The sequence below is a fragment of the Pleomorphomonas sp. JP5 genome, assembly GCF_023721815.1.
Lineage (GTDB): Bacteria > Pseudomonadota > Alphaproteobacteria > Rhizobiales > Pleomorphomonadaceae > Pleomorphomonas.
Window position 1 is genome coordinate 224,397 of record NZ_JAMDLI010000006.1, and the last position, 22,312, is coordinate 246,708.

Here is a 22,312-nt window from a genome sequence, read left to right on the forward strand (position 1 = left end):
CACCACCGCCCCTAAGTAGCAAACACGTCGTACCGACCATGGCGCATTCTGCAAAGGAAACAAGATGAAGGTAGCACTGGTGACCGGCGCCTCGCGCGGTCTTGGCGCCGTGATGGCCAGGGAACTGGCGCGCGCCGGTTGGGCCGTCGCCGTCAACTACGCCAACGACACGCACGGGGCCGAAGCCGTGGCCGCCGACATTCGGGCAGCCGGCGGCAAGGCCGCCGCCGTCAGGTTCAGCGTCATCGATCAAGCCCAGATCCGGGCCGGCCTTGACGAGATCGCCGAGGCCCTCGGCCCCGTCGACCTCATCGTCAACAACGCCACCGGCCCGCAGCCTGAAATGCCGCTGATGGAGCAATCCTGGCGGACCTATCTCGACCAGTTGGAGTTTTTCGTGAAGGCGCCGCTCGAACTGCTTCAGGCGGTGCTGCCCGACTGGCGCGCCCGGAAATCCGGCCGCGTCATCAACATCGGTTCGGAAATCGCCGAACTCGGCAATCCCCTGTTCGGCAACTATGCCGCCGCCAAGGGGGCGATGCTGTCGATGACCCGTTCCTGGGCCAACGAACTGGGCCCGGAGGGCATCACCGTCAACCTCGTGGCGCCGGGCTGGATCCCCGTCGAACGCCACGCCGGCGTGCAACAGGAGGCGATCGACGGTTACGCCGATCGCACGCCGCTCGGCCACCTGGGCAAGCCGGAAGACGTCGCCCACATGGTCGTGTTCCTGGCCTCGGACAAAGCCGACTTCATCACCGGCCAGAAATTCGCGGTCAACGGCGGCCGGACGCTGGTTTAGGGACGGTTAGCCATTCGCTGAATAGCAGAGCCGAACAGGCGGGCTCCCGCTCAATTTATGGTCGCAACCACTTGATTTGCACCCCCACCTGTCTCACAGATCGGGCAGGTCTTGATCCAGTCAAGTATTCGGATTTCTTCTTGGGGGGACGGCATGCGCATCATCGATCTCAATCGAAGCGGGGCGGAGCGCTTCGAGGATGCGAACAAAGTGCTTCAGAACGAGGCTTTCACCCAATTGGGGAAAGCTATTAAAGAACAAAAGCCTTATCGCGACGACTACCTGAAACACTTCCCCAAAGAGGATAATTTAAGCTACCCCCGCAGACACAACGGCATATTGATAGAAGGAGGTCGAGGGAGCGGAAAAACGACGTTCTTGCTGAATGCCTTGGGTGAGATCCAAGAGCCAAAGCAGGACTGGGCGAAAGATATTTCCGGGACATTTCATGTGCTTCCCCTGATCGATCCAACACTGATCGAGACCAAGGAGCACATCATAATTGTCATCATTTCGTTGATCGACAAGGCCCTGGATAACCACCAAGCAAATCCAGACCCGGACATGAGAGAGGTGGACAAGGCTCGCGAGGAGATGGCGGAGGGGCTAGGGCTCCTTGATCGCATTGGCAAATCATCTGCCCACGGAGAGGAGTGGGAAGATCCAGAATGGATCATGAGCCGAGGATTGCGCAAAGCCCGCAAGGGGAGATCGTTCGAGATCAAGTTGAGCAAATTCATCAACGAAGCACTGACAATCCTGAAGAAGGACGCTTTTGTTCTCGCCTTTGATGATGTCGATACCAACTTCCAGCATGGCTACACTATTCTCGAAACCATCCGAAAATACCTTACATCGCCACAGATCATCCTATTGATATCCGGCGACTTGGAGCTTTACGGCCGACTGGTTCGCCGAAACATCTATGATACGTTCGGCGAAGCCGTTTTGAAGCACGACCCCAGCGTGATCGGAAAGACAACGACCGGGCTATCCGAGGCGGTTCTGGAGCTTGAAGAGCAATACCTGCTCAAGATCGTGCCGCCGCAAAACCGCATCCCCATGCTCTCCCTCAGTGAGATCCTTCAGATCGAGGATCCCGATAACGTGAAGGTCATACCCTTGAGCGAGAGCCAGCCCCGGTTAGGCGAGCGCCAGCCCCAGCTGGGCGATAACAAAGGCGAGCCACTTTTGCCTTGGGCCAGCAATAAAATCCGCGAGCAGCTGCTGGAGAGCGAAAGCAAATCAGAGCACCCCTTCTTCAAACTCATGTCTAGCGAACACTTGCGCCTGCTCGTTGGCTACCTACGCGCCCTTGGAAGCTCCGCCTCGAACACCGGCTATCGTGGCATCTTCTCGGTCTTCGAGGCACGTCTCCGTACCGCAGGCATCCAGCCTGAACGGCTTGCACAGGCCAAGTTGGACGATACCCTTCGCATGACGTTCAGGTGGCTGGTGGAGCAAGACAACCCCACATCGCTTGTCCGCTTCGGCGTTTCCAGCGATGCGGCCAAGGCCATCATTCTTCACTGCTTTGCCTTGTCCCTGGCTCGGTATCTGAAAGAGACCCCTGACGCCTGCTTGAGATCCTTGTTCACGCTCAACCTTCCCATCTCCATGATGCAACGGGAGCATTACGCACTACAGGACGTGCGCAAGGCCATGTTCCATTTCATCTGGGAAGAGACGAGCCCCAACTTGCTGGAAGTCGCCGGCAAGCTCGGCTCCATCGCCCGATCCGGCATCAACGTAGACGGCCAAACGATCGGAAACCTTCGGGCGAGTTCCTTCGGCTCCGTTGGAACACTACGAAAGATAACCTTTGAAACGTCACTCTCTAGACTGTACGGCTTATCGAATGAGGACCCTAGGAATCCTGAGAACATAGAGCACCTTAGAAACCTAGTAGAAGAAAAAAACAAGGCATACTCCAACATATCTTGGGTTGGAGCACTAGCTGCACATGCAAGCGATCTGAAACCGAGGAAGGGACTGACGTGGTTTTCCCTTGAAGATCTGCACGACCGCTGCGCGACATTTAAGTATTTGCTTAACCTTGCGACCTACGACCACCTGACTAGCCGTGGCGAAACGCTTCGATCCATCTCCGCGCTCTCGCTTTTTGCCGCCGTTGGACAAATTCTAGCGCAGCAGGAGATTGGCGACCTCGACAGGATGGCGCTGTCGTCCATCATCCCAATCTTCATTCCCAACGCAAAGCTGGCCCAGCCCGACAAGAGCGCCGAAACCTATACAGACCAAGAGGAGAGTGGCGACAGCGATGACAAGACAGGGGGCAATGACGACTCTACGAATAAGGCCTTCTCTGTCTTTCAGGAGCGGCTTCAGGCTTGGCACTCGTTTGCGAAGAAGAACGCCCCAAATGCAGCGGTTTCCCCCAGCATGCTGACGCGGATTGCCGAGCGGATTCATGATCAACTGTATGCCCTGGATGAGGAAGTGACCCTGGAGTGGAAGACCGGGCATATCCTTCACCGCCAGATCACGAATATCCTGCATGCTCTTCTCGTCGTGACCTCGAACAGCTTCGGTCGCCTCGATTCACCCAAGGGATCCGATCGCCCGCTTGTCCAGGCACTCCAACGCGTAGGCAAAGATATCCACCCCTTGGCCGCCATCGTTATTTCCTGTCCGCTTGTCTGGGCCTTCCTCAATCCGAACGAGACCATCCAGAATAGCGCAACGGCCACTGACAGCCTGCGAGAAGAGGTCGAAAAAGCCCTGACGGAATGGCAGAAGGCGAGGCCCGAAGTGCAGTCGGACGCAGCCTCTCCCAAGGAGCAGTTCAAAAAGGAATGGCTTGAGCCACCGGAGATCCGGATCGCCGTGGGGCGTATCACCACGAAAAGCAAGCAGAACACGGTTACCGTGGACGGCTTCTTCGATGTCCTGAATGTCGTGCCTCGCTACTATCCGCAAGCCAGTGGTACAAAATGATAGGCGACTGTGCGGAAGCGCTGTTCGACAGCCGCGAACTCGTGAGCATGGCCAAGGCCGTGCTCTCGAACCTCGATCTCGTCCGTTGCTTGGAGTCCGAGAGGTCGTCGAAACAACCAGCCGATCAACACCTGAAAACTCTTTGGCGGAACTACGAAAGACGCGACGCCATCAGGTCGGTCCACGCCAGTGGGAGATTTCTCCGTTACCGCAACCTCAACCCGACACTGACCGACGAGGCCCTGGAAACCCGTATCACCTGGACTGTTCGACGGCTGCACGATGACCCGCCCAGGGACCGGAAATGGCTTCTTGACGATCCGAGCCGCTGTTTGCTGCCGCTCCTGACCAGGATTGGCGAGACGTTCCTCTGCGAAGGTCGCGACGGTTCTCTTCGGGTCCGCTCGGCATTGCTGGCCGAATGGCAGGATCTGATCCTCGTTGTGCCGCCGATGCTGGTTACCGCCGCATGGATGGCGGCGCGCCGGACCGAATCTGACAAAGATCGCCAGTCTCGATCGTCAATCAAGAAACTCCAGGAGAAGGTTCAGAGCTGGCTGTGCGACAGTACCCTCCCGGTTGATGACGACCCCTTCCTGGACCAACTCTGCAAGTCAGAGGGGCTTGATGAAACCCACATGCATCTCAACGGCACAACGGAGGCCGACAAAATATGGATCGACGCCCTTCAGCGCCCTGACAAGGTTGTCGGGGAACTCGTGAGAAAGTCGAGCAGAAAAGAAGGGGGACTGCATACAGCCATAGGCAACGGGGTAGACAGGCTGCTGCGGCAGGAAGATCAACACCTTACTTCCAGGCTCCTCCGTATCAGGGTCGACCAGGCCATCACTCTCAAGAGTTTTCTGCTTGAACGGATATGGCAAGAGAGAGAGGAGAAGGCGGAGAAAGACACGACCAGCTTGTCGACCGATATGCGCTACAGCCGCGTCATCACTCAACGCTACAGGCGGAGCGGGATGACGAGAACGACATCTGAATCACTCCAGCTCATAGACATCATAGATCTAGTCAGTCGGGAGGATGGCCAAGAGATCAATGGGTTGGCTTTCTTCTGGTATGCGCTGATAAGAGCGCAGTTCTATCGTCTACTCGTTCAGCAAACCAACCAGGTCGGCTTCGATCAGTTCCAATATATAACGCTGAACGAGTTGCGCGAAGAGACCGAGAAGGACTACGCAGATCGCTTCCGTCAGATCGAACGCGGCGTTCAGGCTCCTGTCGACTTTCTAGAAGGACGGTTTGCGCCAAAGAATACGCCCGCAGGAACCGCCAATCGTCTTCTGCAGGTGCTTCGCGGCTATCTTGTATTCTTGGACGAAGACGCCGAAAGCTCTCGACGCCCGCATTTGCACAAGCTGCAGACGAATCCCGAGAGTACCAAGTGCTCCTTGGCCGATACGATCAGGCAAGTTCGGCTGCTGGAGCAGGGCTCGGACGAGATCCCTGCCAGCAAACGCCGACTGCGGCTGGGCCTTGTTGCCCATTTCATCAAGCAAACCAACCTGAAAGAGCGAGAGTGGTTCTACAGTGGCAACAAGCCGCCGCTGGTTTGCAGGGATGCAACAGTAAGACGAGAGGTCGACAAGGCGGCCCGCGCTCTGGTAGCGCTGATGAGACGCACGGTCGGACTTTCCGAACTGATACGAGGCGTCGATGCCGCCAGCAACGAGCGACACGCCGGCCCCGAAGTCTTCGCGCAAATATTCCGGAGAATGCGGCGTGCAGGCGTGCAATGCTTCACGTATCACGCCGGGGAAGATTTCATTCACCTTGCATCAGGTCTACGGGCCATCTCGGAAGCCGTTCATTTCCTGGGCTTATCCGCTGGCTGCCGCATAGGCCACGGAACGGCCGCAGGGCTTTTGCCGGAACGTTGGTGGGCCGCGCAAGGCGGTGCTGTCGTCCAGCCACTCGAAGATCGTCTTGATGATCTTGTCTTCGTTTGGGGTGTGTTGGTGCAGAGGTCCATTCTCACCGATCGTATCCCCCTTCTGGAGGCCGAGATCCGACGGTTGGCGATGCAAATCTGGAAAGATCCGGCCATCACGCCCGAAATCCTGCACCGCGCATGGCAGCTCCGGCATCTCGACCCGATCACACGAACATACGGGAAGTATGACGTTGACCCCGACAGAAACGAAGAAATCAAGTTGTTCCGCGCCAGTGAAAAGAGGAATCCGGATGCGCATGCCCAGTTTCTTCGGCGCCATGGTGTCGGCGTCGACGGCGACACTTTAAGACGTGCGGACCAACCAATACTGATAGAGCAGAAATCGGACGTATTGACGCCCAACATACTTGAGGCTGTCCAATCATATGTCCTGGAACTGCTTCAAAAGCGGAATATTGGTATTGAAACGCTGCCCAGCAGCAATGTCCGGATCAGCATTCATCAGTGCTATGAAGATCATCACGCCATCCGCTGGTTAGCGCATGACAAGACCCCTTGCCCGCCCTCGGTGCTCATCGGGTCGGATGATCCGGGCATCTTTGCGACCAACCTGCGCATGGAATACGCCCACATGAAGCGGGCCTTGCGGGCGGCAGGCGCAAACGCCGACGCGGAGCTACGTGAACTGTCCAGCGCAGCCAAAAGATATCGATTCTGACGACAGTGAGGACGCTGCTCCGGGGAGTGCCGCCTCGCATTTGACTCCTCCGGGGAGGCATAAAGCGGTAGGCTCTTGCCTCCCCCCGAGGATCAACTGACGTTCGTAGTGTCGGTGGCGCAGACGCGCAGGCGGTGCCCATCGGGATCGGCGGCCACGAAGGTGTAGCCGAAATCGAGCGTCGTCGGTTTCAGCACCATCTCGACACCCTTGGCCGTCCAGTCGGCATGGAGCCGGTCGACGTCTTCCTTGGTGGCGTTGCTGAACGACAGCTCGAAGCCGCCGACGGATGGCTGCGGCTTGGGGTCGATCGCGTGCCTGGACTGCAGGCCGACGACGAAGTTGTCGGAAAGGGCGAACACCGAAAAGTCCTGGTACGTCGCGACCGGATCGGCCTTCAGTATGTCGCGGTAGAAGGCGGTGCTGCGATCGACATCGTCGACATAGAGTATAAGGCTGTTGGCGCGAAACATCGGTTGTCCTCGTCTTGAAAAGACAGGCGGAATGCCTGTGGAACCGAGGCGCAATATCCTCTAGCCTTACTGACAAAAGCCGGCAGTAAGTGGCCTGTAGGAATTCCAAGATGGCACGAAGCGACCGACTCCTGCGCCTGTTGCAGGCACTGCGCACCCTGCCCAGTCCGGTGACCGCCACTCGCCTCGCGGAAGAGACGGAGGTATCGGTCAGGACCATCTATCGCGACATCGACAGCCTGAGGGCGGCCGGCGCCACCATCGATGGCGCCACCGGCTTCGGTTACCATCTGGTGGAAGACATGGCCCTGCCGCCCCAGATGTTCAGCCGGATCGAGATCGAGGCGCTGGTGCTCGGGCTCGAAGAGGTCAAGCACGTCGGCGACCCCGAGCTGGCGCGGGCCGCCGAGGCGGTGTTCTCCAAGATCACGGCGATGCTGCCCGAGCGGCTGCAACTGCAGGCCGCCCACGCCGTCAATGGCATCTACCGGCCCACCGCCCCCGCCGCGCCTTCCATCGACATGGCCGCCCTTCGTTCGGCCTGCTGGCAGGAAGAGGCCGTGACCATTCGCTATACCGACGAAAAAGGGCGGACGAGCGAGCGCGAGATCTGGCCGCTGTCGATCACCTATCTGGACAAGGCGCTGATACTGATAGCGAAATGTTGCAGCCGCAACGCCTTCCGCCGCTTCCGGGTGGACCGCATCGGCGAGCTTCGCCCCACCGGCCGCAGCTTTCGCCCGCACCGGGTGGCGCTGCTCAGGGCGTTCGTCGCCGAGGCAAAGGCCGAACAACCCCGCCAGCCGTCCACCCTCGAGGGCAACTGACTTCCCCCAAGACGCCAGCGAGGCGGACTCCGGGGGGAGATCCGCCTCGCATCCGACGCCGGGGGGCGTGATGCGCGGTTGGGAAGCGACCGCGCGTTCTCCGGCAACGCGGGAGTTATCATCGCCGGAAAAGACAAGAGGCGGAGCGCATCCAGCCTCTGAAACCCTGATAATGTCTCGCCAACTATCCTCTCGAAACGATTCATTTTCAAGGCGGAACTCAAGCCGGGGAGATGGTTCCCCCCGGCGAGTGGCTTTTTTGTCAGACTAATCAGGCGACGGAGACGGAGCTCTCCATCTTCCAGTTCTTCGGCAGCTTGCGCGTCGCCCCGGTCACCACGACCTTGGCGCGCTGGCGGATGTCGGCGCTGGAGGCGCCGAGCTGCAGCTCGTGCTCGCCCGGCTCAACGACGCGGTAGCCCTCGGGGCCGGTGAAGCAGAGCATGTCGACCGGCACGGTGAAGGTCACCGTCTTGGTCTCACCCGCCTCAAGCTCGACGCGGCCGAAGGCCTTCAGCTCCTTGACCGGCCGCACCACCGAGGCGAGGCAGTCGCGGATGTAGAGCTGCGGCACGGCGACGCCCTTGCGGCTGCCGGTGTTCTTCACCTTGAAGCTGACGACGATCTCGCCCGTCTCAACGTCAACCGTATCCGACTTCAGCTTCAGGTCCTCGAACTCGAAGCTGGTGTAGGAAAGACCGTGGCCGAAGGGATACTGGCTACCGAAGTGGCGGGCGATCGGCGTGCCCGAGCTCTTGAGCTTGTGGTTGTAGAAGTAGGGCGCGGCGCCGACGCTCTTCGGCACCGACAGCGTCAGGCGACCCGACGGCTCCACCTTGCCGGTGAGCACGTCATGGAGTGCGTTGCCGCCTTCCTGGCCGGCGAAGAAGGTCCACACCTGGGCGGCCACCTTGTCTTCGAGACCGCCGAGATTGTACTGGCGACCGGCCGACACCACGACCACGACAGGCGTGCCGGTGGCGACGACGGCTTCGAGCAGCTTCTGCTGCACGCCCGGCAGTTCCAGCGTGTCGGCATCCGAGCCCTCGCCCACCGTGCCGGTCTGGAAGATGCCCGAGAGGTCGCCGACGCAGACGATGGCGACGTCGGCCGCCTTGGCCGCCTCGACGGCGTCCGCGATCATGTCGGTGCGCGTCGACACCGACGAGACCTGCGTGACCACCGACGAGTCGTCGACATCGCCGGGGAACACCGGCGCGCCGGACTTGCGCTCGTCGAGGATGTTGCAGCCGCGAGCGTAGATCACGTTGGCGTTGCCGGCGGCGGCCTGGAAGGCGGCGCGCGGCGTCACCACCGTGGCGGCGCTCTCGTTGGCGTCCGACAGGATCAGGTGGACCGGGAAGGAATAGTCGCCGAGAAGGGCCAGCGGATCGTCGGCCGCCGGACCGATCATCGCCACCTTCTTCTCGGGGGCGAGCGGCAGGATGCCGTTGTTGGACAGGATGGTCACCGACTGCTCGGCCACCTTGCGGGCGACGGAGATCGCCTCGGGGCTCTGGAGCCGGATGGCCGTATCGTCGGCATAGGGCTTCTCGAAGATGCCCAAGCGGAACTTCTCGGTCAGCACGCGGGAAACGATCTCGTCGATCTTCTCGACGGTGATCAGGCCGCGCTCAAGGGCCTCGCTGAGATGCGTGGCGCAGTCCTCGCCCGGCAGCTCCTGGTCGAGGCCGGCGTTGAAGCTGAGAGCCGCCGCCTCGGCCTGGTTGGAGGCAATGCCGTGGTGCTGGTAGAGCAGGCTGACGCCGATGTAGTCGGCGACGACGAGGCCGTCGAAGCCCCAATCCTCGCGCAGCACCTTGGTCAGAAGGTGCTTGGAGGCATGGCTCGGCTCGTTGTCGATGTCATGGTAGGCCGGCATCACCGAGCCGGCGTTGGCCTGCTTGACGGCCATTTCGAACGGCAGCAGGAAGATGTCGTTCAGCTCGCGCCAGCCGAGATGGATCGGCGCGTGGTTGCGGCCGCCCTCGGAGAAGGAGTGGCCGACGTAGTGCTTCAGCGTGGCGAGGAAGTCGCGCTTGGGGCCCTGCATGCCGCGCACGTAGCGGGTGGCCATGACGCCGACGAGATAGGGATCCTCGCCGAAGGTCTCCTCGGTGCGGCCCCAGCGGGCGTCGCGGGCGACGTCGAGCACCGGCGCGAGGCCCTGGTGGCCGCCGAGAGCACGCACTTCCCCACCGATGATCTTGCCGACCTCTTCGATCAGCTCGGGATTGAAGGTGGCGCCATAAGCGAGCGACGACGGGAACAGCGTGGCGCCGCGCGCCATCATGCCGGAGAGGCATTCCTCGTGGCTGATGGCGGGAATGCCGAGGCGGGTTTCCTCGACCAGGAACTTCTGCAGGCTGTTGAGGGCGCGGACGCCCTCGGCCGGGTCGACCGAACGGGTACCGAGCGGACGGGTGATCTGCCCCAGGCCCTTCTTCAGCATGTCGGTCAGCGTCGTCTCGTCGGACTGGCCGATGAAGGCGTCCTCGGTGCGGGGGCGATGCTTGCCGTGCTCGTCCAGCACCAGCCACATGGCGTGCATCTGGGCGATCTTCTCGTCGATGGTCATGCGGCCAAGGAGGTCGGCGACACGATCGGCGATCGGCTTGCTGGGGTCTTTGTAAACGAGGGTCATGATGAACACTTCGCGGCCCAAAGGCCGTCCTGCTGGAAATCCGGAAAAGCAATTTCAGCAAAAGTGGGAACCGGTTTTGCGTCCGAAATTGCGGGGGAATGCTCTACGGGATCAGGTATTGGTCAGGTGGGTGAGCGCGATGCCGTCGGCATCGAACAGATGGCAGCAGTCGGCGGGGGCCGAATAGGTGGCGCTGTCGCTGGCCTTCACCCCGCCATCGCCCGGCACCTTGGCGATCAACGGCGCAGGCGTGCCGCCCTCCAGGTAGACGAAGCTGTACTCGCCGAAATGCTCCACCGCCGCCACCTTGCGCGTCAGCGTCTGCGGGGCGGGGCCGACGACCGGCGCCAGATGCTCCGGCCGGACGCCGAGGGTGACAGGCGCACCGGCGGCGAGCGCCGAACCGTCGACCGGCACCACGAGCTCCTCGCCGCTCTTCAGAACGACGCGGGCGCCGGCAGGCTCCTGGGCGACGAAGGTCGCCTCCAGGAAGTTCATGGTCGGCGACCCCAGGAAGCCGGCGACGAACAGGTTGCGCGGCCGGTGGTAGAGGTCGAGCGGCTTGCCGACCTGAGCGATCGAGCCGTGCTTGAGCATGTCCTTGCCGGCGTGCAGCAGCACGATCTTGTCGGCGAGCGCCATGGCTTCCGTCTGGTCGTGCGTCACGTAGATCATCGACGCCGCCGGGAAGTTCCTGTGCAGCGTGGCGATCTCCGAACGCATGTGGACGCGCAGGGCGGCGTCGAGGTTGGACAGCGGCTCGTCGAACAGGAACACCTTGGGCTGGCGCACGATGGCGCGGCCGATGGCGACGCGCTGGCGCTGGCCGCCGGAGAGCGCCTTGGGCATGCGCTCGAGCAGAGCCTCGATCTGCAGGATGCGGGCGGCCTCCTGAACGCGGCGGTCGATCTCGTCCTTGGGCGTCTTCGCCTGACGCAGGCCGAAGGCCATGTTGTCGTAGACGGTCATGTGCGGATAGAGCGCGTAGTTCTGGAACACCATGGCGACCTGGCGGTCGGCCGGCTCCACCTTGTCGACCACGCGGTCGCCGATGCTGATCTGGCCCGAGTAGCCGCTTTCAAGGCCGGCGACCATGCGCAGGAGCGTCGACTTGCCGCAGCCCGACGGGCCGAGGAACACGCAGAACTCGCCTTCCTCGATCGTGAGGTCGACATTGCGGATGACGGGGAAGTTGGCGCCGAAGGACTTGTTGACGCCGGAGAGGGTGATCTTGGTCATGGTATGCGTCTCCGAAGCCTCAGCCCTTGAGCGAGCCGGCCATCATGCCCTTGACGATCTTCTCCTGCCCGAAGGCATAGGCGACGACGAGGGGTAGCGACGTGAGGGTGACGACGGCGAGGATTGCCGGGATGTTGGAGGTGTACTGCCCCTGGTAGTCCCAGATGGCGAGCGGCAGCGTGCGGGTGCTGGTCGAGGAGGTCAGCACGTAGGCGAAGATGAACTCGTTCCACAGCATGATGCCGTTGTAGATGGCGATGGTGGAGAGCCCCGGCCCCGACAGCGGCAGGAACACCTTGAAGAAGATGGCGAAGGGACCGCACCCGTCGAGCCGCGCCGCCTCCTCAAGCTCCTTGGGGATCTGCCGCATGAACTCGGTGAGGATGAACACCGAGATCGGCAGCGAGGTCGCCACATAGGGGCCGATCAGCGCGAACTGGCTGTCGTAGAGGCCGAGCTGGCGCGTCAACAGGTAGATCGGCACCAGCGTGATGTGGATGGGCACGATCATGCCGGCGACGATCAGGCCGAACAGCGCGTCGTTGAGGCGGAAGCGCATGCGGGCGAAGGCGAAGGCGGCCATGGCCGAGATCAGCATGATCAGGATGACCGAGATCACCACCACCATCACCGAGTTCTTGAAGTAGGTGAGGAAGGGGCCTTCGAGCACGCTTTCGTAGTTGACGAGGTCGAGCGCCTTGGGCAGCGCCCAGACGGAGCTGGAGAAGGACTCCTGCTGCGACTTGAAGCTGGTCATCACCATGAACAGGAAGGGCACGGTGGTGACGGCGAGCCAGAACAGTCCGAGGACGGGAACGGCGATGCGGCCGGTGACGCGGGCGGCGGGGGAGCTGGCCATGGTCAGACCTCCGTCTCGTAGCGCTTGGACAGGCGCATCAGCACCGAGGCGATCAGGATGACGACGATGAACATGCCCGAGGCCACCGTGCTGCCATAGCCCAGCTGGAACGAGGAAAAGACGTTGCGATACATGTAGGTGGCCATCAGCTCGGAAGCGCCCTCCGGTCCGCCGCCGGTCATCACGTAGATGAGGTCGAAGTAGCGCAAGGCGCCGATGACGGAGAGGACGATGGCGGTGCGAAGCGTACCCTTGAGGTGCGGCAGCTTCATCTTCCAGAAGATGGTGGCCTCAGAGGCGCCGTCGAGCTTGGCGGCCTCCGAGATGTCGGCCGGGAAGGACGCGAGGCCGGCCATGAACAGCACCATGTAGAAGGGGATGTACTGCCAGCAGACGACGGCGATCACCGCGCCGAGCGCGAAGCGCGTGTCGCCGAGCCAGTCCTGGGCGAGATAGCCGAGGCCGACGAAGTCGAGCAGCGCGTTGAGGGGGCCGAAGGTGACGTCGTAGAAGTATTTGAACAGGACGCCGAGGGCGACCGACGACATCAGGAGCGGCAGGAAGTAGAGGATCTTGAGGATGCGCGAGCCCTTGCCCGCGTTGTCGAGAACCACCGCCAGCACGAGGGCGATCGGCATCTGCACCAGAACCGAGAAGAAGGCGAGCAGGATGTTGTTCCAGGCCGCTTCCCAGAACAGCGCGTCGGTCGCAAGCTTCTTCCAGTTGTCGAGCCCGACGAAGCGGGCATCGGAGCCGAGGCCGTTCCAGTCGAACAGCGACAGGCGGAAGCTGTCGACGAGCGGATAGAGAAGGTAGACGGCGAGCAGCAGGACGGCCGGTGCCAGAAAGATGGCCGGCGCGAAGGTCTTGAGAGACAAAGCCGTCCCTCCCGCACCGCCATCGGCGGGGCGCGTCGAAATGTCGGTCACGGTGGAGATCCTCCGTCCACGGTCCTTGGGGCCCGGTTCCCATCGGCTGTCGGGTCGGGCTCTTAGGGGCCGGCTCGAAATTCGCTGGGGCGAGGCAGATGGCGATGATTTCGAGAACCGGAGCGGAGCGGACTTAAGGTCCGTGAGCACCGGAAGCACAGAAATCGAAGCTAGATGTCCGCTCCAGTAGAGTTTCGAGTTGGGCCCTCACGTTTGCGCCCCGCCGGCGGCGAACCGTCGACGGGGCTGTTCTCAGGAGGAGTTTACTTCAGTTCCGCCTTGGCAGCGGCCTCGAATTCCTCGGCCACCTGCTCGGGCGTCTTGGACAGGCCGAACAGCGCCTGCGAGGTGTCCTTGTGCAGCTCGCCGAGCTTCGGCGGCAGCTCCTGGTCCCACCAGAGCTGCACGCTCTTGGCATTGGTGACCAGCTTGGAGACTTCCTGCAGGAAGGGGTTGTCGATCTTGAGGTTCTTGATCGGCGGCATGCGCGAGTCGGCCACGCGGCCGGCAGCGGCGGTGTCGTCGGTCAGGAACTTGATCAGCTCCACGGCCTTGTCCTTCTCGGGGCAGGCCTTGGTGACGGAGATGAAGTTGTCACCGAGCGTGCCCAGGAGGTCGGACGGATCGCCCTTGCCACCGGGAACCGACGGGAACGGGAAGAAGCCGAGCTTCTTGGCGAACTCGGGGTTCTCGTTGCCGATGGTCGAGGCTTCCCAGGTGCCCATCAGCTCCATGGCGGCCTTGCCGGTGTAGAGCAGGCGACGCGAACCGCCGACGTCATAGTCGAGGCCGTTGTAGCCCTTCTGGAAGGCGCCGAGATTGACCAGCTCCTGCAGGCGCTTGCCGGCTTCCACGAACACCGGATCGGCGAACGAGCCGCCATCCTTGCGCTGCGCGGCGTTGGCGAAGGCCTCGGGGCCGCCGATGCGGTCGACGAGGTAGCCGTAGTACATCGAGCCCGTCCACTTGTTCTTGTTGGCGAGCGCGAAGGGGGCGATGTCGTTCTTCTTGAGGACGTCGATCACCTGGAGCAGTTCGTCCCAGGTCTTCGGCGGCGTCAGGTTGAGCTTCTCGAACATCTCCTTGTTGTAGAAGACGACGGCGATGGCGGTGTTCTCGGCCGGCAGGCCATAGATCTTGCCGTCGACGGTGACGGCGCCGAAGCTGGCCGGCGCGAAGCGGTCCTTGAAGGCCGGATCCTTGTCGAGATACGGCGTCAGGTCGACCACCTGGTCGGCGGCGACATACTCACGGAACGGACCGCCGCCCCAGGAGCTGAACACGCACGGCGGCTCATTGGCGCCGAAGGCGATCTTGATCTTGGTCTTGTAGGCATCGTTGAGGATATGGGTATCCTCGACCTTGTAGCCCGGATTGGCCTTCTCGAAGCGGTCGGCGGCGTCACGGATGACCTTGACCGCGCCTTCGGTGGTCTGAAGATCCCACACCGAGATGACCTTGTCGGCCGAATGCGCCGCGAACGGAACGACGGCCATCATGGCGGCGCCGCAAGCGAGCGCCGATAGTTTGGAAACGAGTTTAGAAGACACCTTCTCCTCCCAGGATCACGTTGAGCCAGATACCCGCATCAGGTCCCCCGAAAACCGAAATCCACTTTTCGGCCGATGCTCTGGCAACGGGTGACAGCCGAACGTTAGCGCTAACGTTCTGTCGCGTCAACTCTACCAGTTGCGCGTTGACGCCGCGCCCTCGAAGGCTCTTGCTGGAGGGGTGTATCTCGTTGCCCACCACCCACGGTCGGCGGATTTCCGCGCCTTTTCAAGGCCGGAGGGCCATCGGCGCAGTTGACAGCCCGCAGGGCTTCGGACAAAGAGTTTCGAGGCCCGGAAACCATTCGACCAAATGATGAAGCGACACTATCCAACGTTAGCCGAGGTCGCCAAGGTCGCCGGGGTCTCCCTGATGACGGCTTCGCGGGCGATCAACAACCGCCCCGGCGTCTCGCCCGAAAAGCGCGAAGACATCCTGCGCATCGCCGATGAGATGGGCTACGTCGCCAACCGCGCCGCCCAGAAGCTGACCGGCGCCCGCACGCGCATCATTGGCGTGGTGGCCGAGCTGCACACGCCCTTCACCTCCGATCTCCTGCTCGGCATGGGGGCCGTGGCGCGCGCCGCCGACTACGAGATGCTGGTCTATTCGCTGCCGGTCTGCGACCGCCGGCCGCCGCACTCGATCATCGAGATGCTCCGGCAGATCGCCGACGGCGTCATCGTCATCCTGCCCTACGAGTCGGACTATCTCGAATCGATGGCCACCGCCCACATTCCCGTGGTCACCATCGAGCAGGGCATCGAATCGGCCTTCCCCTCGGTCACCGCCGACAACTACCAGGGCGGCTGCGCGGCGCTGCGCCACCTCATCGAGCTCGGCCACCGCCGCATCGCCTTCATCTCCGGCAACGACCGCCTGACCTCGGCGCGCGATCGCCGCCGCGCCTATCGCGACGTGCTGGCCCAGGCCCGCCTGCCCCACGACCCGGCCCTCGAGGTGGACGGCGACTTCCTGCGCAAGAGCGGCTTCGAGGCGGCCCAGAAGCTCCTGGCCCTCGACGACCGGCCCACCGCCATCTTCGCCGCCAACGACACCTCCGCCTACGGCGCCATCGCCGCCATCCGCGAGGCCGGCCTCTCCGTGCCCGGCGACATCTCCGTCGTCGGCTTCGACGACATCCCCATCGCCTCGCAGCTCCACCCGCAGCTCACCACCGTGCGCCAGCCGCTGCAACAGATGGCCCGCGCCTCCGTCAACCTCCTCCTCGCCCTCATCGCCGGCCTCGACGCCCCCTCGGAACAGATCGTGCTGCCCACCCAGCTGATCGTCCGCGAGTCGACCACGCCGCTGAAGGTGAAGCGAAAGAAGGAAGAGGCGGTGAAGGTGGAGCGGGCGAGCGCGGGAGCGGCGAACCTCGCGAGGTAGGCGGCGCCCAGGGGCATTGTGACAGAGCCCGCATTCTGATATACAAAATTATGTATGAGAGCGGACATGAAGCCTTTGGCGTTCATTGGGTCAGCGCATGACGACCTACGAGCATTCCCAAACGCGGCACGTGAAGAAGCCGGCCATCAGCTATACCTCGTTCAAACTGAAGAAGAGCCGGACGATTGGAAGCCATTCCCGGAGGTTGGCAGCGGCGTGAACGAGATCCGCGTCAGAGACCCGAGCGGGATCTATAGAGTCATGTATGTCGCGAAGTTTGCAGATGCCGTCTACGTTCTGCATTGCTTCCAAAAGAAGACGCAGAAGACGTCGGGTTCCGACGTTGATCTGGCCAAGAAGCGGTACAACGCGCTGGTTAGGAGCTTGAAATCATGAATGATGATGAAGTGATCAGCCAGCGCTACGCCTCCGTTTGGGACGCCATCAGCGATACGCCTGCCGAAGCTCTCAACATGCAGATGCGTTCCGAGCTGATGGTTGCCTTGAAGAAGATCATCAAGGCGAAGGGCTGGACGCAGGCCGAGGCGGCCAAGCATCTGGGCGTCACCCAGCCTCGCGTTTCCGACCTCCTGCGCGGCAAGATCAGCCTGTTCGGGCTCGACAGCCTCGTCAACATGGTGGCCGCCGTGGGCCATACCGTGGATGTAAAGGTACGAGACGCGGCTTGAAAACAGACTCAAGCGCATGTCGCCCTTGGACATTGACCAGCTGACGCGCGCGGACGACGATGAGCCGGATCGCTCCGGCTGACCGTCGCCCAATCGCGCGCACCGAGCGGCCTACGCCGGAGCCAGACGATGTCCGACAACGACTATGACGCCTTCGCGGCGGCCTATGATGCCGACAACGAGACCAACGCCTGGAACGCCCATTACGAGCGGCCGGCCATCCTGTCGCTGGCCGGAGACGTCCACGGGCTCAGGGTGCTCGACGCGGGATGCGGCGGCGGAGCCCACGCCGCGATATTGGTCGAGCGCGGCGCGCACCTGACCGGCATCGACGCCAGCGCCGGCCTGCTGGAGATCGCCGAACGCCGCCTCGACGGCCGCGCGCACCTGCTGGTGGGCGACCTGAACGAACCGCTGCCCTTCGCCGATGGATCCTTCGATCTGGTCGTCGCCTCGCTGGTCATGCACTACCTGCCCGACTGGTCGTGCCCCCTGTCGGAGTTCCACCGCCTGCTGTCCCCGAACGGCCGCTTCGTCTTCTCCACCCACCATCCGTTCATGGACCATCAGTTGGCAGGCCACGAGAACTACTTCGAGACCTACAGCTTCAGCGACACGTGGCAGCGCGGCGGCAAGACCATGACCATGCGCTTCTGGCACCGCCCGCTGCACGCCATGTTCGACGCCCTGAAGACGGCCGGCTTCCGCGTCGAAACGGTTCGCGAACCGCAACCCGACCCACGCGCCCGCGACCTGTCGCCGGACGCCTACAAGTCCCTGACAACCGAACCCCGCTTCATCTTCTTCTCGACGGTGAAGGTGTGAGAGCACACCAACGGAGAGAGCAGTTCAAAGGCAAAGGGCTGGACGCATGTCGAAATTGCCAAGCAGCTAGGCGCGACACAGTCACACATGTCCGATCTTCTTTGTAACAAGATCGGTCCAATCGAGTTCGACGGTCTCGTCCAGACGGTGATCGCAACGAGATTCAACCACGGCAAGTAGCAATCACTTCCAGTGGAAAACGAGATTTCCCTTATACATCGTGTAGAATCCAGCGGTACGATGGGTGTTGTAGGATTATCCATAAACCGTCATTCGAGTTGAGAGATGGGCCTCGAAATCAAGGGTAAGGAAAAAGCAATCTCGTGGGGCGAGTTCGAGAGTGAAGTTGATTTACTTAAGAAAATCGTCACGAAGACAGTCAAAGAAGAACCTGACCAATACGTACAGGAATGGCTCTTTAGAGGCCAAAGCGACTCGCAATGGGGACTAAAAACCTCACTTGAGAGATACCTATTCCCCCAAAAGCAACCAGAAAACATCGAAATAGATGTCGGCGTATATTTCCAGCAGGTTAGGTCCATAATTCCGGCTCTAAACTCGCTTACTGGAAGAAAATACGAACGGACAATTCTAGCACCAGATAGCCGAAACACAGGCTGGTCTCTTTCAACGCTAGAATTACTATACTATCTACGGCATCACGGCTTTCCAACCCCTTTACTCGACTGGTCGAGATCATATCTAGTTGCAGCGTTCTTTGCCTTCCAGAGCGCGCGAGACGACTGCGACGTGGCGATTTACGCCTATAACGAAACCCTGATTAAGTCTCGTGGCGGTTGGGTTGGAGAGGCACAAATCAATACATTAGGGCCTTATGTTGAAACACATCGCCGACATTATTTACAGCAAAGTGAGTATACAGTATGCATGTCCGAGAAAGGACGAAATAGTGAGAAGACAATTTCCTTCAGAAATCACGAGGATGCAGTAAAGGAAAACCCCGCGGACCACCCCATGGTGAAATACATCATCGATGGAAAAGAAAAGAATAGCGTACTCAAAAAGCTAGATGAAGCAAACATTAACGCCTACACATTGTTCGGAAGCGAAGAATCCTTGATGAACATGTTGGCATTTAGAGAAATCGCGAGCAGACGGGATTACTTTAGCCTCGAGATCGAATAGTTACCCCTCGACGAAAAGGGGAAGAACGGAGATCGCTGCCATAATCGACAAGAGCAAGAAGGCGGTTTTCCAGCTCGGACGCGGCTACAGCAAGGCGGACTGGGACGCAGTCTCCGACTGCCCCGAGGCGACGAACGAACAACTGGCTGAGGCCAAGCCCTTCGCGGAGGTCTTCCCGGAGCTTGCAGAGGCAATGGCCGCAGCCTCCATCAGCCAACGCGCGCCTGACGCCCTCCCCTACCCCGGTAACTCCTCAAACGGATCCACCACCCTCACCGGAAACACCGCGAAGTGCTTGGTGTTCCGCGTGAGCACGGTGAGTCCGTTCGCCGCTGCCGTGGCGGCGATGGCCGTGTCGGCGAAGCCTGGAGCTTGGCCGGCGGCGCGGGCGAGATCGGTGAACGCGCCGGCCTTTCGGGCCTCGGAGAGGCCGAAGGGGAGGATGCGGGCGCCGTAGAGGTGTTCCACCGCGCCCCACCAGTCTGTGAGACGGTCGGCCTTGGCGGTCGAGCCCTGCCGCCGCAGCTTGGCGATGCCCGCCACCACCTCGGCCGCCGTGATGGCCGAGAGGTAGAGATCGGCGGAATGGCGGTCGAGCCAGTCGACAAGGTCGGGCCGGGGGACGGGCGCCGCCAAGTCCGACAGGACATTGGTGTCGACGAGATACATCAGCCGCCGAAGTCCCTGAGCGGCGTTTCGTCGCGGTCGAGATCGCCCGGCTCAAGGCCGGAGGCAGCCAGCAGGCGGCCGAAGGACGGCACGGTCGCAAGCCGCTGATAATCCTCGAATGACAGGACGACCGCCTCTTTCCGGCCGTGCCGGGTGATGACCGACGGCTCGCCCGCCACCGCCTGATCGACGACGGACGACAGGCTGGCCTTGGCGTCTCGCAACTGGATCTCGCGCATCTCAAGCTCCCCGTTCTCAAGCCTCTTATGACTACAGTAGTCATTATAGGATGAAGGGGGACGACGATCAAGGATGGGCCAAGGCACCGTCTCCCCCTTCCCCCTCCACCCCATCACTCCTCCCGCTACGCGCACTTGCTGCCGAAACATACGTAAAATGGTGTATGCTGCCGCTGGTGGGGATCGCGCGTGCTGGCGAAGATGAGGGTTGCGGGGGGCTCGTCATGACGGTTCTGTCCATTCGATCGCAGGATTTCGACCGGGCGCAGCGGGTCGATGCGTTTCGCAGCGTTGTCGCCAGCATCACCAAGGTCGACTTCATTCCCGATGACCGCGAGGCCTTCAGGTCCGAGACTTCGATCGCGGTCATGCCGGGCGCGATCATCGGCCACGGGCGGCACTCGGCTTCGACGGCCATCCGGACACAGAGCCACGCGGCCGATTGCAGCGACGACGTCATGTTTCACATCCCGCTTTCCGGCGGCGGCACGATCGCGCAGGTCGGCGGCAGGGAGGAGATGCTGGCGCCGGGGTCGATCTATGCCGATCCGGGGGACGTGCCGGGAACCGTGCGGTTTGGCGGCGAGCATATGGAGGGCATCTACGTCTCCATCCCGCGCGCCCATCTCAATGCCGCCGCGTCAGGGCTTGATGCCATGCTGCGCCGCGCCGCCGCGCTGACGCCGCAGTGGCGGCTGCTGCTGAGCTATGCCCGCAGCCTTCACGCCGAACTGCCGGCGCTTGCCCCGGAAGAGGCGCTGCAAGCCGTGGCGCATGTGCAGGATCTCGCCTTGATGGCCCTCGGCGCCACGCGCGAGGCGACCGAGATCGCCGCCGGGCGCGGCGTGCGGGCGGCGCGACTGCGGGAGGTCAAGAAGGAGATCGAGCGGAGCCTCGTCACGCCCGGACTGACCGCCGAAAGCGTCGCCAGCCGGCTGGGCCTCTCCCCCCGCTATGTTCGCGCCCTCTTCGAACGGGAGGGAACCTCCTTCCGGGACTATGTGGCCAACCGCCGTCTGGCGCAGGCCCATCGCATGCTGACCGATCCGGCGTCGCAGCACCTCAACATCGCGCAAATCGCCATGGACGCCGGCTTCGGCGACCTGTCCTGGTTCAACAGCCGCTTCAAGCAAACCTATGGCGTGACGCCCAGGGACGTGCGGGCCGGCTCCACATAATACGCGTTCCGCTTGATCCGGACTCATCCGGCTCAAGCGGGTTTCGGCCTGACCGGCCGGCGCCCGGTCGGGCGCTTCCGCCTCCGTCAGCTTCCGACCCGAAAGGTCAAAACCCGACGGAAGCGGTATAGCACCCCAACCTGTGCCGCCGCACCCGCAACTCGGTGCCGCCAGACCCAAGACCCAGGCATCCTCGAAATCTACCTTCTCTCCGGGCAGGCATTTCCTTGCCCGGACATGCTTCTTCATGCCCTTTTGAGGATCAAGCCATATGTGGGACTTCAGTTTATCGGGTGCTCTGGCGCTCATGGCGCGCACGGCGCCCTTTCTTCTTTTCCGCATGGCCGTCTACTTCGCCATGGCTTGCGCCTATGTGATCGCGACCGGAACGGGCGCGGCCGTCGGCTATGGCGTCGGCCAGTTCGGAGACGCGGACTTCCTGGCCTCCAGCACGCTTTTTGGCGGACTGGCCGGCTTCGGCATCGTGGCGGTCGCCCTCTATCTTCTCAGGGAATACCTGCTCTACCTCGTCAAGGCCGGGCACATCGCCGTGCTCGTGGAGCTGATGGACGGCCGGGCGCTGCCGGACGGCGAAGGACAGGTGGCCTATGGCAGCCGCATGGTGCGCGAGCGCTTCACCGAGGCCAGCGTGCTGTTCGGCATCGACCAGCTCGTCAAGGGCGTCATCGCCGCCATCGCCGGGCTGGTCGAGGGGATCGCGTCGATCCTGCCCATTCCGGGCCTCGATGCGGCGGCCCGCGCCTTCCGTGGCTTCCTGAAGGTCGCCGTGGGCTTCACCGACGAGGTGATCCTTGCCCACGCCTTGCGCACCCGCGCGGCCAACCCCTGGGCCTCGGCGGAAGAGGCCCTGGTGCTCTATGGCCAGAACTACAAGACCATGTTCCGCAATGCGGCCTGGCTGGCGGTGATGATCTACGGGCTGTCCTTCGTCGTCTTCCTGCTGGCGCTCGCGCCCGCCGCCGCGCTTGTCTACCTCCTGCCCGGCGCGCTCAGCGCGGGCGGTTTCGTGTTCGCACTTCTTTTCGCTTGGGCGGTCAAGGCGGCCGTGCTCGAACCCCTCGCCATCACCTGCATGCTGCAGGTCTTCTTCAAGACCACCGAAGCGCAGGTGCCCGACCCCGACTGGCGCGCCCGCCTGCGGGAGCTGTCGGGAAAGTTCAGGGACATCGGCGGCAAGGCGGCGGCCTGGGCATCGGGCCGGCGCGCCCCTGCCCAGCCCGTCGCGGAACCGGCTTGAAGGGAGG

Annotated in this window: 19 protein-coding genes; 11 read left to right on the top strand and 8 right to left on the bottom strand. The window is 62.1% G+C overall.

Annotated features, from left to right (window positions below; genetic code table 11):
* The first annotated feature begins 64 nt into the window (after positions 1 to 64).
* The 3 genes from M4J40_RS06390 (at position 65) to M4J40_RS06400 (ending at position 6,390) form a co-directional block, all read left to right on the top strand.
* Complete coding sequence (locus M4J40_RS06390; RefSeq protein WP_251752990.1) at positions 65 to 802, top strand: SDR family oxidoreductase; 738 nt, start codon at positions 65 to 67, stop codon at positions 800 to 802.
* A 153-nt stretch (positions 803 to 955) separates the two neighbouring features.
* Positions 956 to 3,760 carry a hypothetical protein gene (locus M4J40_RS06395; protein WP_251752992.1) on the top strand — a complete coding sequence of 935 codons (2,805 nt, stop codon included), beginning with the start codon at positions 956 to 958 and terminating at the stop codon, positions 3,758 to 3,760.
* A 47-nt stretch (positions 3,761 to 3,807) separates the two neighbouring features.
* Positions 3,808 to 6,390 carry a hypothetical protein gene (locus M4J40_RS06400; RefSeq protein WP_251752994.1) on the top strand — a complete coding sequence of 861 codons (2,583 nt, stop codon included), beginning with the start codon at positions 3,808 to 3,810 and terminating at the stop codon, positions 6,388 to 6,390.
* Between the two features lie 92 nt (positions 6,391 to 6,482).
* Here M4J40_RS06400 and M4J40_RS06405 read toward each other — a convergent pair whose 3' ends face one another.
* On the bottom strand, positions 6,483 to 6,863 hold the full coding sequence (locus M4J40_RS06405; protein WP_251752996.1) for a VOC family protein: 381 nt from the start codon (positions 6,861 to 6,863) through the stop codon (positions 6,483 to 6,485).
* Between the two features lie 110 nt (positions 6,864 to 6,973).
* On the opposite strand from M4J40_RS06405, the gene M4J40_RS06410 reads away from it, so the two are divergent.
* Positions 6,974 to 7,690 (top strand): YafY family protein, encoded by a 717-nt coding sequence (locus tag M4J40_RS06410; RefSeq protein ID WP_251752998.1) that lies wholly within the window; start codon positions 6,974 to 6,976, stop codon positions 7,688 to 7,690.
* Between the two features lie 271 nt (positions 7,691 to 7,961).
* Here the strand turns inward: M4J40_RS06410 and M4J40_RS06415 are convergent, their stop codons facing one another.
* From M4J40_RS06415 to M4J40_RS06435, 5 genes are all read right to left on the bottom strand, one after another.
* Positions 7,962 to 10,334 carry a glycoside hydrolase family 3 N-terminal domain-containing protein gene (locus tag M4J40_RS06415; RefSeq protein WP_251753000.1) on the bottom strand — a complete coding sequence of 791 codons (2,373 nt, stop codon included), beginning with the start codon at positions 10,332 to 10,334 and terminating at the stop codon, positions 7,962 to 7,964.
* Between the two features lie 111 nt (positions 10,335 to 10,445).
* Positions 10,446 to 11,573 carry an ABC transporter ATP-binding protein gene (locus tag M4J40_RS06420; RefSeq protein ID WP_251753002.1) on the bottom strand — a complete coding sequence of 376 codons (1,128 nt, stop codon included), beginning with the start codon at positions 11,571 to 11,573 and terminating at the stop codon, positions 10,446 to 10,448.
* 19 nt (positions 11,574 to 11,592) lie between these two features.
* The gene (locus M4J40_RS06425; RefSeq protein WP_251753004.1) at positions 11,593 to 12,432 is read right to left on the bottom strand and encodes a carbohydrate ABC transporter permease; all 840 of its coding nucleotides are present in this window, start codon (positions 12,430 to 12,432) and stop codon (positions 11,593 to 11,595) included.
* 2 nt (positions 12,433 to 12,434) lie between these two features.
* Positions 12,435 to 13,361 carry an ABC transporter permease subunit gene (locus M4J40_RS06430; RefSeq protein ID WP_251753006.1) on the bottom strand — a complete coding sequence of 309 codons (927 nt, stop codon included), beginning with the start codon at positions 13,359 to 13,361 and terminating at the stop codon, positions 12,435 to 12,437.
* 263 nt (positions 13,362 to 13,624) lie between these two features.
* A complete protein-coding gene (locus M4J40_RS06435) occupies positions 13,625 to 14,911 on the bottom strand; it encodes an extracellular solute-binding protein (RefSeq protein ID WP_251753008.1) in 1,287 nt (428 codons plus the stop codon).
* A 316-nt stretch (positions 14,912 to 15,227) separates the two neighbouring features.
* On the opposite strand from M4J40_RS06435, the gene M4J40_RS06440 reads away from it, so the two are divergent.
* From M4J40_RS06440 to M4J40_RS06460, 5 genes are all read left to right on the top strand, one after another.
* Complete coding sequence (locus M4J40_RS06440) at positions 15,228 to 16,301, top strand: LacI family DNA-binding transcriptional regulator (RefSeq protein ID WP_257235139.1); 1,074 nt, start codon at positions 15,228 to 15,230, stop codon at positions 16,299 to 16,301.
* A 66-nt stretch (positions 16,302 to 16,367) separates the two neighbouring features.
* Positions 16,368 to 16,697 (top strand): type II toxin-antitoxin system RelE/ParE family toxin, encoded by a 330-nt coding sequence (locus M4J40_RS06445; RefSeq protein ID WP_251753012.1) that lies wholly within the window; start codon positions 16,368 to 16,370, stop codon positions 16,695 to 16,697.
* The gene (locus M4J40_RS06450; RefSeq protein WP_251753014.1) at positions 16,694 to 16,990 is read left to right on the top strand and encodes a helix-turn-helix domain-containing protein; all 297 of its coding nucleotides are present in this window, start codon (positions 16,694 to 16,696) and stop codon (positions 16,988 to 16,990) included. The genes M4J40_RS06445 and M4J40_RS06450 overlap by 4 nt, the downstream gene beginning before the upstream one ends.
* Before the next feature lie 129 nt (positions 16,991 to 17,119).
* On the top strand, positions 17,120 to 17,815 hold the full coding sequence (locus M4J40_RS06455) for a class I SAM-dependent methyltransferase (RefSeq protein ID WP_251753016.1): 696 nt from the start codon (positions 17,120 to 17,122) through the stop codon (positions 17,813 to 17,815).
* Positions 17,816 to 18,100: 285 nt separating this feature from the next.
* A complete protein-coding gene (locus M4J40_RS06460; protein WP_251753019.1) occupies positions 18,101 to 18,961 on the top strand; it encodes an FRG domain-containing protein in 861 nt (286 codons plus the stop codon).
* 237 nt (positions 18,962 to 19,198) lie between these two features.
* On the opposite strand, the gene M4J40_RS06465 is transcribed toward M4J40_RS06460, so the two are convergent.
* Together M4J40_RS06465 and M4J40_RS06470 are read right to left on the bottom strand one after the other, a co-directional pair.
* On the bottom strand, positions 19,199 to 19,630 hold the full coding sequence (locus M4J40_RS06465) for a PIN domain-containing protein (protein ID WP_251753020.1): 432 nt from the start codon (positions 19,628 to 19,630) through the stop codon (positions 19,199 to 19,201).
* On the bottom strand, positions 19,630 to 19,869 hold the full coding sequence (locus tag M4J40_RS06470; RefSeq protein WP_251753022.1) for a type II toxin-antitoxin system Phd/YefM family antitoxin: 240 nt from the start codon (positions 19,867 to 19,869) through the stop codon (positions 19,630 to 19,632). Before M4J40_RS06470 ends, M4J40_RS06465 begins: the two co-directional genes overlap by 1 nt.
* A 224-nt stretch (positions 19,870 to 20,093) precedes the next feature.
* Between M4J40_RS06470 and M4J40_RS06475 the strand changes: the two genes are divergently transcribed.
* Together M4J40_RS06475 and M4J40_RS06480 are read left to right on the top strand one after the other, a co-directional pair.
* Positions 20,094 to 21,047 carry an AraC family transcriptional regulator gene (locus tag M4J40_RS06475; protein ID WP_251753024.1) on the top strand — a complete coding sequence of 318 codons (954 nt, stop codon included), beginning with the start codon at positions 20,094 to 20,096 and terminating at the stop codon, positions 21,045 to 21,047.
* A 271-nt stretch (positions 21,048 to 21,318) separates the two neighbouring features.
* On the top strand, positions 21,319 to 22,305 hold the full coding sequence (locus M4J40_RS06480) for a hypothetical protein (protein ID WP_251753025.1): 987 nt from the start codon (positions 21,319 to 21,321) through the stop codon (positions 22,303 to 22,305).
* The last annotated feature ends 7 nt before the right edge of the window (positions 22,306 to 22,312 follow it).

Coding starts and splice junctions, on each gene's coding strand:
- M4J40_RS06415 (WP_251753000.1), bottom strand. CDS start 10,334: ATGACCCTCGTTTACAAAGACCCCAGCAAGCCGATCGCCGATCGTGTC.
- M4J40_RS06455 (WP_251753016.1), top strand. CDS start 17,120: ATGTCCGACAACGACTATGACGCCTTCGCGGCGGCCTATGATGCCGAC.
- M4J40_RS06390 (WP_251752990.1), top strand. CDS start 65: ATGAAGGTAGCACTGGTGACCGGCGCCTCGCGCGGTCTTGGCGCCGTG.
- M4J40_RS06420 (WP_251753002.1), bottom strand. CDS start 11,573: ATGACCAAGATCACCCTCTCCGGCGTCAACAAGTCCTTCGGCGCCAAC.
- M4J40_RS06445 (WP_251753012.1), top strand. CDS start 16,368: ATGAAGCCTTTGGCGTTCATTGGGTCAGCGCATGACGACCTACGAGCA.
- M4J40_RS06475 (WP_251753024.1), top strand. CDS start 20,094: ATGACGGTTCTGTCCATTCGATCGCAGGATTTCGACCGGGCGCAGCGG.
- M4J40_RS06465 (WP_251753020.1), bottom strand. CDS start 19,630: ATGTATCTCGTCGACACCAATGTCCTGTCGGACTTGGCGGCGCCCGTC.
- M4J40_RS06405 (WP_251752996.1), bottom strand. CDS start 6,863: ATGTTTCGCGCCAACAGCCTTATACTCTATGTCGACGATGTCGATCGC.
- M4J40_RS06395 (WP_251752992.1), top strand. CDS start 956: ATGCGCATCATCGATCTCAATCGAAGCGGGGCGGAGCGCTTCGAGGAT.
- M4J40_RS06460 (WP_251753019.1), top strand. CDS start 18,101: ATGGGCCTCGAAATCAAGGGTAAGGAAAAAGCAATCTCGTGGGGCGAG.
- M4J40_RS06425 (WP_251753004.1), bottom strand. CDS start 12,432: ATGGCCAGCTCCCCCGCCGCCCGCGTCACCGGCCGCATCGCCGTTCCC.
- M4J40_RS06410 (WP_251752998.1), top strand. CDS start 6,974: ATGGCACGAAGCGACCGACTCCTGCGCCTGTTGCAGGCACTGCGCACC.
- M4J40_RS06480 (WP_251753025.1), top strand. CDS start 21,319: ATGTGGGACTTCAGTTTATCGGGTGCTCTGGCGCTCATGGCGCGCACG.
- M4J40_RS06470 (WP_251753022.1), bottom strand. CDS start 19,869: ATGCGCGAGATCCAGTTGCGAGACGCCAAGGCCAGCCTGTCGTCCGTC.
- M4J40_RS06440 (WP_257235139.1), top strand. CDS start 15,228: ATGAAGCGACACTATCCAACGTTAGCCGAGGTCGCCAAGGTCGCCGGG.
- M4J40_RS06450 (WP_251753014.1), top strand. CDS start 16,694: ATGAATGATGATGAAGTGATCAGCCAGCGCTACGCCTCCGTTTGGGAC.
- M4J40_RS06400 (WP_251752994.1), top strand. CDS start 3,808: ATGGCCAAGGCCGTGCTCTCGAACCTCGATCTCGTCCGTTGCTTGGAG.